This is a genomic window from Clostridium aestuarii, from assembly GCF_026735135.1.
Classification (GTDB): domain Bacteria; phylum Bacillota; class Clostridia; order Clostridiales; family Clostridiaceae; genus Clostridium_H; species Clostridium_H aestuarii.
In genome coordinates, this window is record NZ_JAPQER010000002.1 from 190,845 (window position 1) to 207,305 (window position 16,461).

The window sequence follows — 16,461 nt, forward strand, 5'->3', positions numbered from 1 at the left end:
AATTAATTTTGAGCTTGAAAGGATTTAAATCATGACTAAAAAAAAAACAAGCAATAAATATAAAAATAAACTAATAGAAAAAAGAAGAAGAAAAATAAAAATAAGAAGGTGCTTTTTATTTTTTATAATTTTAATTTCTATAAGTATTACGTTGTGTTTAAAGCATCCTTATTTTAATGTTAAGGAAATTCAAGTTTTTAATAATAGAAATATAAGCTCAGAAGAAATAAAGAAAATATCCAAGTTAAATATTAGGAAAAATATATTTTATTTAAATTTCAAAGAAAGTAAAACTAATATACTTAAAAATCCGTATATATTAAGTACAGATATAAAAAGAAAACTTCCTAATAAAATCAAGATATATGTACAAGAAAGGACAGCGGTATTTTATGTTAAGGAAGATAATAAATATTTAGTTATAGATAAAGATGGAATTGTTTTAGAAAGAAAAGAATCAATAAACAAAATGAAGTTACTTAAGCTGCAAGGGTTTGAAGAAAAGACCTTTACAGTTGGAGAAGTAATTAGTAAAAAGGATTCAAGAAAAGTAGAAGTGATTTCTTATATTACCGATTTGATTAAGAGATTAAAGAAAGGAATACCAGAGCCTTCTATGGTTGATGTAGGAGATTTGACTAATATAAAGATGTATTATGGCAATATGGTAATAAAATTAGGGACAAGTGATGATATTGAAAAAAAATTTAATACTGCCATTAATATTTTGAATAGTAATGATTTGATTAGTAAAAAAGGATATATAGATGTAAGTTTTAAAGAAGAACCTGTATTTTTAGTGGAAAACTAGGAGGAACTTGCTATGAGAAAAATATGTTCACAGATTTCAGTGGCAATAGTATGTATACTGCTTGGCTTTATGATAACATATCAATTAAAAGCAGTTATAAATGAAAATAAAAATTCAGATAGAGATACTAATGCTGCACAAATCACACTGGAAATTGAACAATTGAAAAAGCAAAAGGACAGTATGGAAGAAAAGATAAATGAATTACAGATACAAATTAAAGATTATGAGCGTGCAGCTGCTAATAATGATGAAATGACAAAGCAAATAGTAAGAAAATTGGAAGACACAAGAATACTTACTGGAAGCGTAGATGTAGAAGGAGAAGGAGTTACATTGTACATAACTCCTCAAAATGATTTTTTTGGCAATAGTACTGAAGGACCCGCAATTACAGATAGTGATTTAGTTAGAATAGTTAATGAATTGAATGCAGCTGATGCTGAAGCGATATCTATAAATGATATAAGGATAACTTCAAGAACGGGTATAAGGAATGCCAGCAATTATATTACCATAAATGAAGAAAGAATTTCTCCATATAATCGTATTACAATAAAAGCTATTGGAGATAAAAATAAATTAAAAAATGCTTTGGAATTTCCAGGAGTTCTTGATGTGGGGTTTGCTGGATGTGATATTAAATATGATTTTATAGACAAACTAGAAATTCATAAATATAATAAAAATTTTGGTTTTAAATATGCTAAACCTATAAAAAATAACTAGAGGGGTTTTTGTATGATAATATTTATTGGATTAATAATTGGAATAATTGTAGGAATGTTTTGGAATGTTAGCATTCCTTTGAAATTTTCTCCATATCTGTCTGTTGCAATTTTTGCATGTTTAGATTCAGTGTTTGGAGCAATAAAAACATCTATTACTAAAAAATTTAGAACAGATATATTCATTTCAGGTTTTTTTGGAAATGCCGTTTTAGCTGTGGCACTTACATACCTTGGCGATAAGCTTGGAATGCCTATATATTTAGCAGCTGTAATTGTGTTCGGAGAAAGAATATTTAATAATTTTGCAGCTATAAGAAGATTATTATTAGAAAAAGCAAAGTCGCATCAATGAGGTGATTAGATGAAAACAAGTGAAGCTACTATATTTGTTTTTATGGCTTCAATAATTATAGGGATAATGATTTCATCAAGTATTAGTTTGAAAAAGATAAATAATAAAGTCTTTTTAACTCCTACACAATATCAAGAAGCTTATGATTATAGAAAAAAATTAAGCAAAGATATGAAAAACTTAAATCAAAAGTATTATGATGCTTATAGCAAATTGCAAAAATATAAACAAATAGAGAATGATAAATCTAAAGTACTAAAAGAAATGGAAAAAGAAATAAGTAATAATGAGATGATATTAGGAAATACTGATGTTGTAGGTGAAGGCATAATAATAAATATGAAAGATGCTAATGTCCAATTTTCGGCTACAGTTGATCCTAATAATCAATGGGCTAGCCTTATACATGATGGAGATTTATTGAATTGTATTAATGATTTAAAAAGTGTAGGTGCTGAAGTAATTTCAGTGAATGGACAGAGAATTACTAATAATTCAAGTATTATATGTTGGGGACCTTTTGTGCGATTGGATGGAGTAAAAATACCAACACCATTTAATATAAAGGCAATTGGAAATAAAGATAAATTGTTTAGTTATATGACAGCTGAAGGAGGATATTTATCTTATTTAAAACTTAGAGGAATAAATATTAATATTACTAAATCTGAAGAAGTAAAGGTTTCAGCTTATGAGGGAGATACAAGTTATAAATATATAAAAGAGCTTAAAAAAGAAAAATAAAACATTTAAGGAGGGGTATAAATGTCTATAAAAGAAAACATTAAAAAAGTTAATGCCTATATACCTAAAGATGTTAAGTTAGTTGCTGTTTCAAAAACTAGGAAACTTGAAGAATTGGAAGAAGTGTATAGCATTGGTGTAAGGGATTTTGGAGAAAATAAGGTTCAAGAACTTGCTGAAAAATACGATAATTTTCATAAGGATGTAAAATGGCATTTCATTGGACATCTTCAAAGGAATAAAGTAAAATATATTGTAGGAAAAGTTTCCCTAATTCATTCGTTAGATAGTATTAAATTATTAGAAGAAATTGAGAAGAAATACGTTGCTGCTGGACAAGTTGCTGATGTATTAATACAAATTAACATAGGACGTGATCCTAATAAATCAGGTGTTTTATTAGAAGAATTAGATGAGTTAATTAATATCTGTGAAAAATGTAATAATGTAAAAGTAAAAGGATTAATGACAATACTTCCAAAAGGAGATGAGCTTAGCAATAGGAATTATTTCAGACAGATGAAAGAAGTATATGATGATTTATATGAAAAACAATATAAGAATATAAGAATGAAATATCTTTCTATGGGTATGACAGGAGATTACAAAATTGCTATTTCAGAAGGAGCAAATATGGTCAGAGTAGGAGAAGGCATATTTGGAAAAAGAATATATAATAATATTTAGGAGGAATTCAAAGTGGCAGGTAAAGTATTAAATAAAGTTATGGATTTTTTAGGTCTAGAAGATCAATTTGATGAAATAGAAGAAATAGAAAATGAACAATCAAAATTAAATGAAGAATATGAAATAGATAATATTTTTAATTCTTCTAAAAATAAAAAGCAAAACAATAAAGTTGTAAGTATTCATACAGCCTCAAGCACAAAGGTTGTAATTGTTAAACCCAATGATTATGATGAAGCTATAGGAATTTGTGATCATTTAAAAAATAGGAAGATAACAGTTGTAAATATGACTAAGCTTGAATCTAAAGTTGCTCAAAGACTTTTAGATTTTATGGCAGGTGCAAGCTATGCATTAGATGGATCACTTGAAAAAGTTGAAGGTGGAGTATATTTATTATCACCATCTAATGTTGACATATCAAACGAATTTAAAGATGAACTTACAAGTAAAGGATTATTAAACTGGAATAGATAGATTGGAGGATCAAATGATGATAGTGATTAGAAGTGCTTTTAATTTATTATTTGAAGTTTTAGAAATCCTTATATTAATTGATGTAGTGCTTTCATGGGTATATAGAGGTGAAAATGTTTTTACACAATTAATACACACATTTACTGAACCTTTTTTAGCGCCAGGAAGAAAAATACAAGATAAGTTTATACAAGGGCTTCCAGTAGACTTATCTCCTATATTTGCATTAATAATAATAAGTTTATTAAGAAAAATTGTTTTAAGTATATTAGGAATATTATAGGATAGATATGTATATTAAAAAAAAGGAATTTTTACAAACCATAAATTGTGAAGACAAATTGATCTTATCAAAATTGTATGATAAAATTTTACTTTTTCATAAGATTAATAAGAATATTTATCTTAATGAATTTTATCCACCGAATATTTGGAAGCCGTTAGTGAATATAAGTGACAAATTAGAATGTAAAATAAGTACATATGGTATTTTTAAAGATAGTGAAAGAAGAATGTTGTCTATATTAGAAAATGAAGATAGCGATAGTAGCTATCCAATAGAATTAATTAGAATTAACAATAAATCTTCTTTTTCTACTTTAAAGCATTCGGATTTTTTAGGTTCTATGATGACTTTAGGAATAAAAAGAGAAAAAATAGGAGATCTAGTACTTGAAAATAACATTTGTTATGCAGCAGTATGTAGTGATATTTGCGAATACATAAAAAATAATTTAAAAGGAATAGCAAAATCGCCTTGTGAGGTTGAAATATTAAATCTAGATGAAGTAAAAATTCCAATGTGCAGATTTCAAGAAAAAAATATCATAGTTACATCTATGAGAAGTGACTCTGTTATTGCTGCATTATGTGGAATATCTAGAGGTGCTTCAACGGAAATGATAAAAAAAGGAAAAGTTTTATTGGATTATGAAAAAGTTTTTGAAAAAAATATTAATGTGAAAGTTGGTTCTGTTATAACTGTACGTGGATATGGAAAGTTTAAGATTGCTGATTATATAGGAAATACCCAGAAAAATAGGATGAAATTAAATATAAAAAAATACATATAGGCATGAGGTGGTTAAGATGATAATAACATCAATGGACATAAATAATAAGGAATTTAAAAAAACCCTTAGAGGATATGATTGTGATGAAGTAGATGAGTTTTTAGATAAAATAAGTGAAGATTATGAAAAACTTTATAAAGAGAATTCTACATCGAAAGAGAAAATGGAAATGCTTGAAGAAAAAATAAAGCATTATTCTAAAATTGAAAATACTATTCAGAATACATTATTATTAGCTCAAAATGCTGCAGACCAAGCAAAGCAATCTGCTCAAAATGAAGCGGATTTAATAATTAAGAAAGCTAGTGATTCTGCCCAAAAAATAATAGATAAAGCACATAATGACGTTATAAAAATAAATGATGAGTATGAAGCACTAAAACAAGAATTCCTAAAATTTAGAGCTAAATATAAGAATTTTGTTAATGCACAGTTAGATACTTTTAATAGCTTAGAGAGTGAATTCATTAAAAACTTTAATATAGGAGAGGTAGTTAATACAAATACAACTGAATTACCTAAAGTTACACATCCAAAGGCTAAGGAAATAGAAGCTCCTATAGGAACAACTCAAGAGTTTAATGAAAATGATTTAGATGCAATTAAAAGTTTTTTTGCTAAACAAGATTAATAGAATTCTCTCACTCATTGAGTGAGATTTTTTAATTTGTGTAAAGAAATCCGAATTATTGACAATAAAAAAGTATTACTGTATGCTAATATAAGCACATAATTGTTATTTGAAAATAATTGTGTATATGAAAGGAGATTACTTATGGTTATTGGAATTATAGGAGCAATGGATGAAGAAGTAGAAATATTATTAAATAATATTGAAAAAAATAAAAAACAAGTTAAAGCAGGAATGCAATTTAATGTTGGGGAATTATGGGGAAAAGAAGTTGTTGTAGTAAGAAGTGGCATAGGTAAAGTTAATGCTGCTATATGTACCCAAATTTTAATAGATGATTATAAAGTTGATAGAATAATAAATGTTGGAGTAGCAGGTGGTATTGGAAAAAACATTTATCCTGGTGATGTTATAGTAGCGGATAGTTTAGTACAACATGATGTGGATACTTCTGTTTTTGGAGATAGATTTGGACAAATACCAAGACTAGAAACTTTTGATTTTAAATGTGATGAAGAATTAATTAAGCTTGCCATGGATGCGTGCAAAGCGTTTAAAAACTATAATAGTTTTGTAGGAAGAATAGTTTCAGGAGATCAGTTTATAGCAGATATCGATAAAATAACTTGGCTAAAATCGGAGTTTGATGCAGTAGGATGTGAAATGGAAGGCGGTAGCATAGCTCAGGTTTGCTATTTGAATAAAACTCCTTTTGTTGTAATAAGATCAATTTCTGATAATGCTAGTAATGGGGCCCATATAGATTATGAAAAATTTATTCCTATTGGAGTTAAAAATTCTACTAATATATTAAAAAGTATGCTAAAAGCTATGTAGGTGATGAACAAATGGAAAAATTATTAGCTGATAATGATAATGGTGATGCACTAAAAGTAAATGTAAAGGATATTATTATAGGTGGAAATAAAAAGGTTATAATTTCCGGACCATGTGCGATAGAAAGTTATGATAGCCTATTTAATATTGCAAAAGAATTAAAAAAAATGAATGTAGATATCTTAAGAGGTGGAGCTTTTAAGCCAAGAACATCTCCATATAGCTTTCAAGGACTTCAGGAAGAAGGACTAAAAATAATAAGAGCAGTTGGAGATGAGGTTAATATTCCTGTAATTACAGAAATAATGGATACAAGAGATATTGAAAAAGCTATGCAATATACAGATATGATTCAAATTGGTTCTAGAAATATGTATAATTATAGTCTTTTAAAAGAAGTTGGAAGAACTAAAATGCCTGTTTTACTTAAAAGAGGTATGAGTGCAACTATAAAAGAATGGATATATGCTGCTGAATATATTATGGCAGAGGGAAATTTAAATGTAGTATTATGTGAAAGAGGAATAAGAACTTTTGAAACATATACAAGAAATACATTAGATTTAAATGCGGTTACAGTAGTTAAGCAAAAATATAGGTTGCCTATTATTGTAGATCCAAGTCATGGTACAGGATTTAGAGAATTAGTACCTAAGATGTCGTTAGCAGCTATTTGTGCTGGTGCTGATGGTCTTGAAATTGAAAGTCATATTAATCCTGAAAAAGCAATATCAGATGCAAGACAAACTATATCAATGGATACTCTTGAAAAAATAATCCATGATGTAAAAAAATTTAATATGTATTTTTCATAATGTTAGTAATAAAAAAAAATTATTTACAAAAAATAAATAATAGACCTAATGAATTTAAATAATTAAAAATTATTTAATATAATAAGGAGCTGTTATTTATGAATAAAGTTGAAATGAACTATTTTAAAAGTAAACTTTTAAGAGAAAGAAAAAAGGTAGAGGCTATCTTGAAGCAAATGGAAGAAAATGGGGTTATAAATTCTAATAGTGAAATGGCCTCAGAATTGTCTTTTTATGATAATCATCCTTCAGATATTGCCACAGAATTGTTTGATAAGGAAAAAGGGATTGCCTTGAAAAAAAATGAGACTAATGTTTTAAAAGAAATAGACATTTCTCTTCAAAATATACAAAGTGGAACTTATGGTAAGTGCAAGGAATGTGGAAAAGAAATTTCAGAGGAAAGATTGAATTTTATTCCATATACTCAGTATTGTGTGCATTGCAAAAAAGAACAACTTAATCATATGCCTGCTGAAAAAGATAATAGACCATCTGAAGAAGCAGCAGTAGGTAAGCCTTTTGGATATGGATATAATGATTTTAAAGATCAAACCAAGTTTGATGCTGAAGATACCTATCAAATTGTTGAAAATTTTAATAAAATGAATAATGTATATGATTATGGAGATTATGAATATGAGGATGAAGATGATGTTGGATTTGTTGAAGATATAGAAAAGATAAGTAATAATCAATATAGAGATCAATTACCAGACTGATAGATAGTTAAGTTAATAGTTAATAATTAATGGTTAATTATTATTTGTATTTTAATTGTTGCTAAATATTAAATAATAACTTATTAACTCTAAATTATTAACTATTAACTATTAACTAAAGTGTTGGGGGGAATAGTGTGGAGTTTTTAATTATCATTGTAGGTATATTACTAGATAGAATAACAAAAAAGTGGGCACTTAATATTTTAGCTAATGGAAAAGATATTGAGGTTATAAAAAATTTCTTTACTTTTCAATATTTAGAGAACAAAGGAGCTGCTTTTGGCATTTTTCAGGGTAAAATAATATTATTAGCTTTAATAACTTTATTAGTATTAGTAGGTATGGTATATTATTTGATAAAGTATAAACCAAGTTCCAAATTACTTAAGATAAGTTTTGCATTAATAATAAGTGGAGCATTAGGAAATTTATATGATAGAGTCATATATAAATATGTAGTTGATTTTATTATGCTTCATTATAAACATTTATATTATTTTCCTACTTTTAATGTTGCAGATATACTAGTAGTATTTGGTACTATAACTTTAGCGATTTACATATTAAAGGAAGGTAGGTAATGGATATACAAGAATTTATAATTGATAATACAAACATAAATTGTAGAGTAGATGTGTTTCTTTCAAAAGCCTTTGAAGATAAATCTAGATCTTATATTCAAAAGCTTATAAATGAAGGAAATGTTAAGATAAACGATAGAAATAAAAAAAGTAATTATAAATTGAAGTTAAATGATAAGGTAATTGTAGAGATTCCACAACCTCAAAAACTTATAGTACAGCCAGAAAATATCCCTATTAAGATAGTATATGAAGATAGTGATTTAATTGTAGTAAACAAGCCTCAAGGTTTAGTAGTGCATCCTGCACCAGGTAATTATACAGGTACTTTAGTAAATGCGTTATTATATCATTGTGATGATTTATCTGGTATAAATGGAGTTATAAGACCTGGAATTGTTCATAGAATAGACAAGGATACATCAGGGATTTTGGTTGTTGCTAAAAATGATAATTCTCATATGAAATTAGCAGAACAACTTAAAGAACATTCTATGAAAAGAGAATATATAGCTCTTGTTGAAGGGGTAATCAAAACAGAAATTGGAACAATTGATACACTTATAGGGAGACATCTAAAAGATAGAATAAAAATGGCTGTTGTTAAAAATGGAAAAAGAGCTGTAACTCATTATGAAGTATTAAAAAGGTTTGAAAAGAATACTTTGGTTAAATGTATATTAGAAACAGGAAGAACTCATCAGATAAGAGTTCATATGGCATATATTGGCCATGCATTAGTAGGTGATCCTATATATGGATTTAAAAAACAAAAATTCAAATTAAATGGTCAAATGCTTCATGCAAAAAAATTAGGATTTATTCATCCATCTACTGGTAAATACATAGAATTCGAGTCAGAACTTCCAAATTATTATATAGATGTACTTAACAAGCTTTCAAGCTGTTAATTTTTTAATGGTAAAAATACTTTTACCTAAGTAAATTTGTAATAAGGAGGTAAATAAATGAAACTTAAGTCTATGCTTTTAGATGAAAAAGCTATGAAAAGAACTTTGACTAGGGTATCTCATGAAATTATAGAAAAAAATAAAGGTGTAGAGGATATCGCGCTTATAGGAATAAAAAGACGTGGAGTCCCTATAGCTAATAGAATAGCTGAACTCATGGAAAAATTTGAAGATACTAGAGTTCAAGTTGGTTCTGTTGATATTACTCTATATAGAGATGATTTGAGTGAGATAGGATCACAGGCTGTAATTAATGATAATGAATTGGGAATTGATGTGCAAAATAAAAAAATTATTTTAGTTGATGATGTGCTTTACACTGGTAGAACTGCAAGAGCTGCTATGGAAGCAGTTATTGTTCATGGTAGACCTGCTAATATTCAACTTGCAGTACTTGTAGATAGGGGACATAGAGAACTACCTATAAGAGCAGATTATGTAGGTAAAAACATACCAACTTCTAAAAAAGAAGTAATTTCTGTAAAAGTCTCAGAAATTGATGAAGAAGATTCAGTTATACTGTATGAAGTTGATTAACAAAAAACAATTGAGAGTTGATATATAATATCAACTCTCAATTGTTTTTAAAGTTGGTTCTTTAGGAGTAATATATACTGATTGATTTGTAGAATATATTACCATTCCAGGTTTTGCACCATTTGGTTTCTTAATATGTTTAACTTCAGTATAATCTACAGGTACTTTTGAAGAATGTTGTGCTTTACTGTAATAAGCAGCTAGATTTGCAGCTTCTACTAAAGTAGTATCTGGTATTGTATTAGTACTTTTTATAATAACATGTGAACCAGGTATTTCTTTTGTATGAAGCCATATATCATGTTTGTTTGCAAACTTTAATGTTAAATAATCATTTTGAATATTATTTTTTCCTACATAAATATGAATGCCATCACTAGAAATAAAATGTAAAGGCTTTGAAGATTTAGATTTATTTTTTTTGGACGATTTTTTAAACTTTATATAATTAGTTTCTATGAGTTCTTTTTTTATATCTTCAATTTCAACATAATTATCAACATTTTGTAGATTTGTTAGTACAGAATTAAGATAGAGTAATTCACTATCATTTTGTTTTAATTGTTCATGCGCTGATTCTTCAGATTTTTTTAATTTATTATATTTTTTATAATAAGCTTGAACGTTATGTGAAGGCGTTTTGTTTATATCTAAAGGAATTTTTACATTTTCTGATTTTTCACTGTAATAATTTAAAACTTCTATTTCTGTCATACCCTTTTTTAAAGCGTATATGTTAGATGTTAAAAGTTCTCCCCAAAACTTAAACTTTTCTTTTTCTTCGCATTTTATGAGCATGTTTTTTAATATTTTAGTCTTTTTTGTACATCTATTTATGTTGTTATTAATAATTTTTTGTAAATCAGCTCTTTTAGCTTTTAATCTATCAAATTTATCCTTAGAAAAATAAAAATTTTCCATTAACATAGAAGCAGAAGAATACGATGTTTTTATATATTCATTCATACTTTTTAATTCCAAACAATAAAAGTCAACAAGTGCTTTATTTTCTTTTGAATATGAATTAAATTGAAAATTATTTGAATTTAATTTATCAAGGAATTTTTTGCAATAAAGTATAATATCGTTTAGAGATTCTAATTCTAAATTTATTTTATTTAAGCTCAAGTTGTAAATTAATTCTTTTGATAAAGGTTTGCTTATACCAGTAAAAAGCTTTGAAAAAATAGTTTCATCGAAATTAATACTATTTTCATCAATATATTTACGGACTTCTTCAGCAGTAAAGTTAAATGGGTTTAATTTAGTAGATTTAGGTGGATAAATATACTCTATACCAGGAAATATATTTCTATAAGTATTAATATCTGAAGTAATGTGTTTTATGCTGTCCATTATAATATTATCTCTTTGTCTAACCAATGTTATATTACTGTGTCTTCCCATTATTTCAATTATTAATGAATATATGCTGTTAAAACCTAATTCATCAGTGCTTTCAAAGTCAATGATTGCTATTCTATCATTATTTATTTGTCTAATATCAACAATTTTAGAATTAGTTAAGTATTTTCTCATAACCATACAAAACATAGGTGCTTTTAGAGGATTGGGTTTATTAAATTTGGTTATATGTAATCTTGGATAATTGGAGCTTGCGCTTATAAGCAATTTATTTTGAGTTTTTCCTTGTCGAATATTTAAAGTTATTTCATCTTTTTCAGGTTGATTTACTTTATCAACTTTTCCATTTAAAATAGTGGTTTTTAATTCATACATTATGCTGTTTAAAAATATTCCATCTAATGCCATAGTATCATCCTTTCTTTATATGTAAACTTTATCGTTTGATTAAAGAATTATATTTATTATCGTTGGTATACTCTTTATAGTATATTAGTTACAAGTATTATTTACAAGTCAAATAATAAAGGACAAACAATTTGACTGTATTGACTATATCGTGTAATTAAAGTAACATATGGGTAATATATATTTTGACCATAGTGATAATTTTAAAACATAGGGGGTTATTAATTTGAAGTTTACTAAGATGCATGGGACAGGAAATGATTTTATTGTAATAGAGGATTTAGATGAAGAACTAAAGGAAAAAGAGAGTGAATTATCTAAGAAACTTTGCCATAGACGATTTGGAATTGGTGGAGATGGTGTTTTAGTGGTTAGAAAAAGTAACATTGCTGATGTAAAAATGGAAATAATTAATTCGGATGGTTCTTATGCAGAAATGTGTGGAAATGGTATAAGATGTTTTGCTAGATATGTATATGATAAATCAATTATAAAAAAGGATATTATTAATATTGAAACTGGAGATGGAGTTAAGATTGCATATTTACAATTAGAAGATAATCAAGTCGTTGGAATTAAAATCAATATGGGGAAATATTCATTGGAACCTAAAAACATACCTGTAAAATCAGAAGAAAAAGTTATTAATAAAGATATAATTATAAATAAAAATGAGTATAAAATCACTTCAATGTTTATGGGAGTACCTCATACGGTTATTATGTGTAAATTGGAAGAGCATGATATAGAAGAAGGAAAATTTATAGAGCAATGTGACTTTTTTGAACAAGGTACTAATGTTAATTTTTGTGAAGTAGTAGATAAAAATACTATAAAGGTTAAAACATGGGAAAGAGGAGCGGGACCAACATTAGCTTGTGGTACGGGAAGCTGTTCTTGTGTTATAGCATGTAATTTATTCGGATATACCAATTCAAGTGTTAGAGTAATTGTACCAGGGGGAGAACTTAAAATTCAATATTTACCAGAAAAAGTTTTCATGACAGGTCCAGCAGAAATAGTTTATGAAGGAGAAATTTTAATATGATGAAATAAAAAAGTGCTAAAGTTTAGCACTTTTTTATTTGGACATCTAATCTTCTTTAACTAAATATAAAAGATTGTCTTCTATTTTATAAAATAATGGTGCAACTAATATATTAGGATATTTTTTTCTTAAACGTTTTGTTTCACTCAATAAAAACTCTATCTCATCTTTGATTTCAAACATTGGAGAACAGGTATTAAAATGTTCTTCTGCTTGTTCTATATTCCAGCCTGCGTTTTCAACTAATCCTTTGATAAACTTTTCTTTTTTAGATTCTAAATTTACCATTCCACAGTTGTTATGGCCTATTAATGCTATTGATTTAACTCCTCCAAGAGCAATGGCATAGGATATTTTAAATTCACTATAACGTAAATTACCTCCACCTGAGCGAAGAATATATGCAAAATTATTTGGAAGCTTAAGTTGTTTACGGTTATCCATACACATTCCTATTAATATCTTTGCTTTGAGGTGATTTTCAAAAGGCTGTTTTAAATTATGGTATTTTAGCAGAGTTTCAATTGGTGTACCCTGATAGTGTAAAAATATATCTTCTTGATTTGATACTTTAATTAATTTATTCATATGTTATATACCTCCTTTCTGTTGCGTTATCAGATAATAAATAATATTTGTACAATTATATCATATAAATTGAGAGATTTGTTTATGGGTTTTTCAGTTATACCATTAAAAATAAAGAGTGCTTTTAAATTTTACATTAAATGATTAAATAATGTAAATATGTCAAAAATAACAAATATAAATCGCCATAAAATTTTATTTAAAATAATATGGGAGGAGAAAATGTTAGTTAAGCTTGAAGATATGCTATTAAAGGATCAAATAATAACATTAGATGAATATAGAAAAGTTTTGCAAATTAAAAATAAAACTAATGAAGAAATAGAGGAAATATTGTTAAGTAACAGTATAGTGAAAAAAGATATCATTTATAAAGTATTAAAAAGAAAATATAAAATAGATAGTATTCAGTTAGATAGTATTATAATACCTTCCAATGTTATCAAGCTTTTACCAGAAGAAATAGTTAAAAAACACAGTATTATTCCATTTAGTATAAAAGAAAACAAAATATGTTTAGCTATGGTAGATCCCCTCAATTTTTCTGTTATAGATGATATTAAGTTCATGACAAATAAAGAAGTTATACCTTATATCGAAATAAAGAAAAATATATTATTTTCAATTGAAAATTATTATAGTAGAGAAGTGGCAAGAGAGACTTTAGAGGTATTAGAGGAAAATTCAACAAATGATGATAAAGAAAATGAGCTTAATTATGATGATATTGAGAATGCACCAATAGTCAGGTTAACTAATTTAATTATAAATCAAGCTATAAATGAAAAAGCAAGTGATATACATCTAGAACCTTTTAAAGATGAGGTAAGAATAAGGTTTAGAATTGATGGAATTCTTAAAGAAAAGAGAAATATATCAAATAAAATATATTCTGCTGTTTGCAAAAGAATAAAGATAATATCTGGAATGGATATTTCTAAAAAAATGATACCTCAAGATGGAAAAATAGAATTTAAAAATAAGAATAAATTATTTGATTTTAGAGTTTCATCTATGCCCACTATATATGGTGAAAAACTAGTAATTAGAATTTTGTATAAGGGAAGTAATAATATCTGTTTGGATAATTTGAAGCTTGAAGATAAAGAAAAGGATATTATAAAAAGAATTCTGAAAAATCCATGTGGAATAGTGCTAGTTACGGGTCCAACTAATAGTGGTAAAACTACTACGCTCTGTGCTCTTTTAAATGCTTTAAACTCTGAAGAAAAAAACATTATTACTATTGAAGATCCAGTTGAATATACAATACCAGGAATTAATCAGGTTAATGTAAATACTAAAGCTGGACTTACATTTGCTTTAGGTCTTAGAAGTATTTTACGACAGGATCCAGATGTTATTATGGTTGGAGAAATAAGAGATGAGGAAACAGCAGAAATTGCAGTTAAAGCAGCTATAACAGGACATTTAGTGCTAGCTACTCTTCATACTAATGATGCTCCAAGTGCTGTTGAAAGATTGATAGATATGAATGTACCGCAATATTTAGTTGCTGATGCACTAGTTGCGGTTATAGCGCAGAGATTAGTTAGAGAAATATGCCCTTACTGTAAAGAAGTGTGTAGTCATATTGAACAAGAAACTCAATCTTTAGAAATTAGCTTTGAAAAACAATTATATAGAGGAAGAGGTTGTGAAAAATGTAATAAAACCGGTTATAAAGGAAGAAGAGCAGTATTTGAAATAATGTATTTAAGCAATGAACAAAAAAAATTAATTTGGCAAAAAAGATCTATAGACGAATTGAGAAAACAAAGTATTAAAAATGGAATGATACCTTTAAATGTTAGATGTAAAGAAATGGCTAAAAATGGTATAACTACATTTGAGGAAATGACGAAGGTGTCTTATGAAAGTATATAAGTATGAAGCCGTAGATATTAAAGGAAATAACATTAAAGGAAAATATTTATTAGATAATGAAAAACAGCTTATAAACATATTAGGTAATAAAGAATTTTTCCTTTTGAATTATACAATTTGCCATAATAATATTAAAAATTTTTTAAGGTCAAAAGTTAGTTATAGAGATTTAGCTATATTTAGCAAGTGTTTTTTTGAAGTATTAAACTCTGGAATAAACCTATCAAAAGGATTGGAAATAATGCTACAGCAGAAAATGAATATATCTATAAATGAAAGTTTATCCATTATTAAAAATGATATTGAAGAGGGAAAGAGCATTTTTGAAAGTATGAAAGAGTTTACACATATTTATCCTAAATTAATGATAGAAATGGTAGAAATAGGAGAACAAAGCGGTAGTCTAGATAAGGTTTTTTTAAATTTACATAAATATTATTTAAAACAGTATGGTATTTATAGAAAAATAAGAGGGATTTTGATATATCCAAAAGTGTTGATTATTACCACTATAGTAATAACGGTTGGCATTATTACTAAAATTGTTCCTGTTTTTGTGCATAATTTTATGATTGATTCTATACAAGTTCCAAGTAGTATAAATAGAATAATTGCTATTAATAATTTTTTCAGATCAAAAGCGTTTATAATATTATTGATTTTATTAGTTTTAGTAATAACAATTATTAAAGTTAAAGGGTATAGTGAAAAAATACTAGATAATTTAAAGTATAAACTACCATATATTAAAGATATTTATAAAAAATCATATGAATTGAAATTTGCGAGGAACTTAAATTTGTTAATTGGCAATGGAATACCAATTATTACATCAATTAATATAGTAAAAAATAGTTTAAGTGATAACTATATGAAACAAAAAACAGAAAGAGTAATTTTAAATATTGAAGAAGGAATGAGTTTAGCTGATGCCTTGAAAAGTGTAAAGTTTTTTGATGAGTTTTATATCTCTATGATTGAAATGGGAGAAGAAACTGGAAAACTAGATGATATGTTAGATAATATAGCTAATATTTATGAAGAAAACATAAATGATAATATAAATACAATTTCCTCTTTAATAGAACCTATCACTATAATTATTTTATCTATTATCATTGCTATAATTATTATTAATATAATGATGCCTATCATCAATGTTATAAATTCATTGGGAGAAGTATTTTAAATAT

Annotated in this window: 20 protein-coding genes; 18 read left to right on the forward strand and 2 right to left on the reverse strand. The window is 26.6% G+C overall.

Going from position 1 to position 16,461, the window contains the following annotated elements:
* Nucleotides 1-31: 31 nt before the first annotated feature.
* From OW763_RS05065 to pyrR, 15 genes are all read left to right on the forward strand, one after another.
* Nucleotides 32-811, forward strand: coding sequence for a cell division protein FtsQ/DivIB (locus OW763_RS05065; RefSeq protein WP_268039993.1), 780 nt, complete (start codon nt 32-34; stop codon nt 809-811).
* Nucleotides 812-823: 12 nt separating this feature from the next.
* Nucleotides 824-1,540: a DUF881 domain-containing protein gene (locus OW763_RS05070; protein ID WP_268039994.1), complete on the forward strand. Its 717-nt coding sequence runs from the start codon at nt 824-826 to the stop codon at nt 1,538-1,540.
* A gap of 12 nt (nt 1,541-1,552) precedes the next feature.
* Nucleotides 1,553-1,894: a small basic family protein gene (locus tag OW763_RS05075; RefSeq protein ID WP_268039995.1), complete on the forward strand. Its 342-nt coding sequence runs from the start codon at nt 1,553-1,555 to the stop codon at nt 1,892-1,894.
* Between the two features lie 9 nt (nt 1,895-1,903).
* Nucleotides 1,904-2,638 carry a DUF881 domain-containing protein gene (locus OW763_RS05080; protein ID WP_268039996.1) on the forward strand — a complete coding sequence of 245 codons (735 nt, stop codon included), beginning with the start codon at nt 1,904-1,906 and terminating at the stop codon, nt 2,636-2,638.
* 21 nt (nt 2,639-2,659) lie between these two features.
* Nucleotides 2,660-3,325, forward strand: coding sequence for a YggS family pyridoxal phosphate-dependent enzyme (locus tag OW763_RS05085; RefSeq protein ID WP_268039997.1), 666 nt, complete (start codon nt 2,660-2,662; stop codon nt 3,323-3,325).
* Between the two features lie 12 nt (nt 3,326-3,337).
* The gene (locus OW763_RS05090; protein ID WP_268039998.1) at nt 3,338-3,802 is read left to right on the forward strand and encodes a cell division protein SepF; all 465 of its coding nucleotides are present in this window, start codon (nt 3,338-3,340) and stop codon (nt 3,800-3,802) included.
* Between the two features lie 13 nt (nt 3,803-3,815).
* Nucleotides 3,816-4,085, forward strand: coding sequence for a YggT family protein (locus OW763_RS05095; protein WP_336296879.1), 270 nt, complete (start codon nt 3,816-3,818; stop codon nt 4,083-4,085).
* 160 nt (nt 4,086-4,245) lie between these two features.
* Nucleotides 4,246-4,875 (forward strand): YlmH/Sll1252 family protein, encoded by a 630-nt coding sequence (locus OW763_RS05100; RefSeq protein WP_268039999.1) that lies wholly within the window; start codon nt 4,246-4,248, stop codon nt 4,873-4,875.
* 16 nt (nt 4,876-4,891) lie between these two features.
* The gene (locus OW763_RS05105; protein ID WP_268040000.1) at nt 4,892-5,506 is read left to right on the forward strand and encodes a DivIVA domain-containing protein; all 615 of its coding nucleotides are present in this window, start codon (nt 4,892-4,894) and stop codon (nt 5,504-5,506) included.
* A 144-nt stretch (nt 5,507-5,650) separates the two neighbouring features.
* On the forward strand, nt 5,651-6,343 hold the full coding sequence (locus OW763_RS05110) for a 5'-methylthioadenosine/adenosylhomocysteine nucleosidase (protein ID WP_268040001.1): 693 nt from the start codon (nt 5,651-5,653) through the stop codon (nt 6,341-6,343).
* Nucleotides 6,344-6,354: 11 nt separating this feature from the next.
* Nucleotides 6,355-7,158: a 3-deoxy-7-phosphoheptulonate synthase gene (gene aroF / locus OW763_RS05115; protein ID WP_268040002.1), complete on the forward strand. Its 804-nt coding sequence runs from the start codon at nt 6,355-6,357 to the stop codon at nt 7,156-7,158.
* Between the two features lie 98 nt (nt 7,159-7,256).
* On the forward strand, nt 7,257-7,880 hold the full coding sequence (locus tag OW763_RS05120; RefSeq protein WP_268040004.1) for a TraR/DksA C4-type zinc finger protein: 624 nt from the start codon (nt 7,257-7,259) through the stop codon (nt 7,878-7,880).
* Nucleotides 7,881-8,017: 137 nt separating this feature from the next.
* Complete coding sequence (gene lspA / locus OW763_RS05125) at nt 8,018-8,464, forward strand: signal peptidase II (protein ID WP_268040005.1); 447 nt, start codon at nt 8,018-8,020, stop codon at nt 8,462-8,464.
* Nucleotides 8,464-9,375: an RluA family pseudouridine synthase gene (locus OW763_RS05130; protein WP_268040006.1), complete on the forward strand. Its 912-nt coding sequence runs from the start codon at nt 8,464-8,466 to the stop codon at nt 9,373-9,375. Before lspA ends, OW763_RS05130 begins: the two co-directional genes overlap by 1 nt.
* Before the next feature lie 57 nt (nt 9,376-9,432).
* Complete coding sequence (gene pyrR / locus OW763_RS05135) at nt 9,433-9,972, forward strand: bifunctional pyr operon transcriptional regulator/uracil phosphoribosyltransferase PyrR (RefSeq protein ID WP_268040007.1); 540 nt, start codon at nt 9,433-9,435, stop codon at nt 9,970-9,972.
* Between the two features lie 30 nt (nt 9,973-10,002).
* Here the strand turns inward: pyrR and OW763_RS05140 are convergent, their stop codons facing one another.
* Complete coding sequence (locus OW763_RS05140) at nt 10,003-11,745, reverse strand: Rqc2 family fibronectin-binding protein (RefSeq protein WP_268040008.1); 1,743 nt, start codon at nt 11,743-11,745, stop codon at nt 10,003-10,005.
* Nucleotides 11,746-11,971: 226 nt separating this feature from the next.
* On the opposite strand from OW763_RS05140, the gene dapF reads away from it, so the two are divergent.
* A complete protein-coding gene (gene dapF, locus OW763_RS05145) occupies nt 11,972-12,793 on the forward strand; it encodes a diaminopimelate epimerase (RefSeq protein ID WP_268040009.1) in 822 nt (273 codons plus the stop codon).
* Between the two features lie 45 nt (nt 12,794-12,838).
* Here the strand turns inward: dapF and OW763_RS05150 are convergent, their stop codons facing one another.
* Complete coding sequence (locus OW763_RS05150; RefSeq protein ID WP_268040010.1) at nt 12,839-13,381, reverse strand: carbonic anhydrase; 543 nt, start codon at nt 13,379-13,381, stop codon at nt 12,839-12,841.
* 222 nt (nt 13,382-13,603) lie between these two features.
* Between OW763_RS05150 and OW763_RS05155 the strand changes: the two genes are divergently transcribed.
* Nucleotides 13,604-15,268 (forward strand): GspE/PulE family protein, encoded by a 1,665-nt coding sequence (locus OW763_RS05155; protein WP_268040011.1) that lies wholly within the window; start codon nt 13,604-13,606, stop codon nt 15,266-15,268.
* Nucleotides 15,255-16,457 carry a type II secretion system F family protein gene (locus OW763_RS05160; RefSeq protein ID WP_268040012.1) on the forward strand — a complete coding sequence of 401 codons (1,203 nt, stop codon included), beginning with the start codon at nt 15,255-15,257 and terminating at the stop codon, nt 16,455-16,457. Before OW763_RS05155 ends, OW763_RS05160 begins: the two co-directional genes overlap by 14 nt.
* Nucleotides 16,458-16,461 lie beyond the last annotated feature (4 nt).

Coding starts and splice junctions, on each gene's coding strand:
- OW763_RS05075 (WP_268039995.1), top strand. CDS start 1,553: ATGATAATATTTATTGGATTAATAATTGGAATAATTGTAGGAATGTTT.
- OW763_RS05160 (WP_268040012.1), top strand. CDS start 15,255: ATGAAAGTATATAAGTATGAAGCCGTAGATATTAAAGGAAATAACATT.
- OW763_RS05140 (WP_268040008.1), bottom strand. CDS start 11,745: ATGGCATTAGATGGAATATTTTTAAACAGCATAATGTATGAATTAAAA.
- OW763_RS05155 (WP_268040011.1), top strand. CDS start 13,604: ATGTTAGTTAAGCTTGAAGATATGCTATTAAAGGATCAAATAATAACA.
- OW763_RS05080 (WP_268039996.1), top strand. CDS start 1,904: ATGAAAACAAGTGAAGCTACTATATTTGTTTTTATGGCTTCAATAATT.
- OW763_RS05070 (WP_268039994.1), top strand. CDS start 824: ATGAGAAAAATATGTTCACAGATTTCAGTGGCAATAGTATGTATACTG.
- pyrR (WP_268040007.1), top strand. CDS start 9,433: ATGAAACTTAAGTCTATGCTTTTAGATGAAAAAGCTATGAAAAGAACT.
- OW763_RS05120 (WP_268040004.1), top strand. CDS start 7,257: ATGAATAAAGTTGAAATGAACTATTTTAAAAGTAAACTTTTAAGAGAA.
- OW763_RS05110 (WP_268040001.1), top strand. CDS start 5,651: ATGGTTATTGGAATTATAGGAGCAATGGATGAAGAAGTAGAAATATTA.
- OW763_RS05065 (WP_268039993.1), top strand. CDS start 32: ATGACTAAAAAAAAAACAAGCAATAAATATAAAAATAAACTAATAGAA.
- OW763_RS05105 (WP_268040000.1), top strand. CDS start 4,892: ATGATAATAACATCAATGGACATAAATAATAAGGAATTTAAAAAAACC.
- OW763_RS05150 (WP_268040010.1), bottom strand. CDS start 13,381: ATGAATAAATTAATTAAAGTATCAAATCAAGAAGATATATTTTTACAC.
- OW763_RS05085 (WP_268039997.1), top strand. CDS start 2,660: ATGTCTATAAAAGAAAACATTAAAAAAGTTAATGCCTATATACCTAAA.
- OW763_RS05095 (WP_336296879.1), top strand. CDS start 3,816: ATGATGATAGTGATTAGAAGTGCTTTTAATTTATTATTTGAAGTTTTA.
- aroF (WP_268040002.1), top strand. CDS start 6,355: ATGGAAAAATTATTAGCTGATAATGATAATGGTGATGCACTAAAAGTA.
- OW763_RS05130 (WP_268040006.1), top strand. CDS start 8,464: ATGGATATACAAGAATTTATAATTGATAATACAAACATAAATTGTAGA.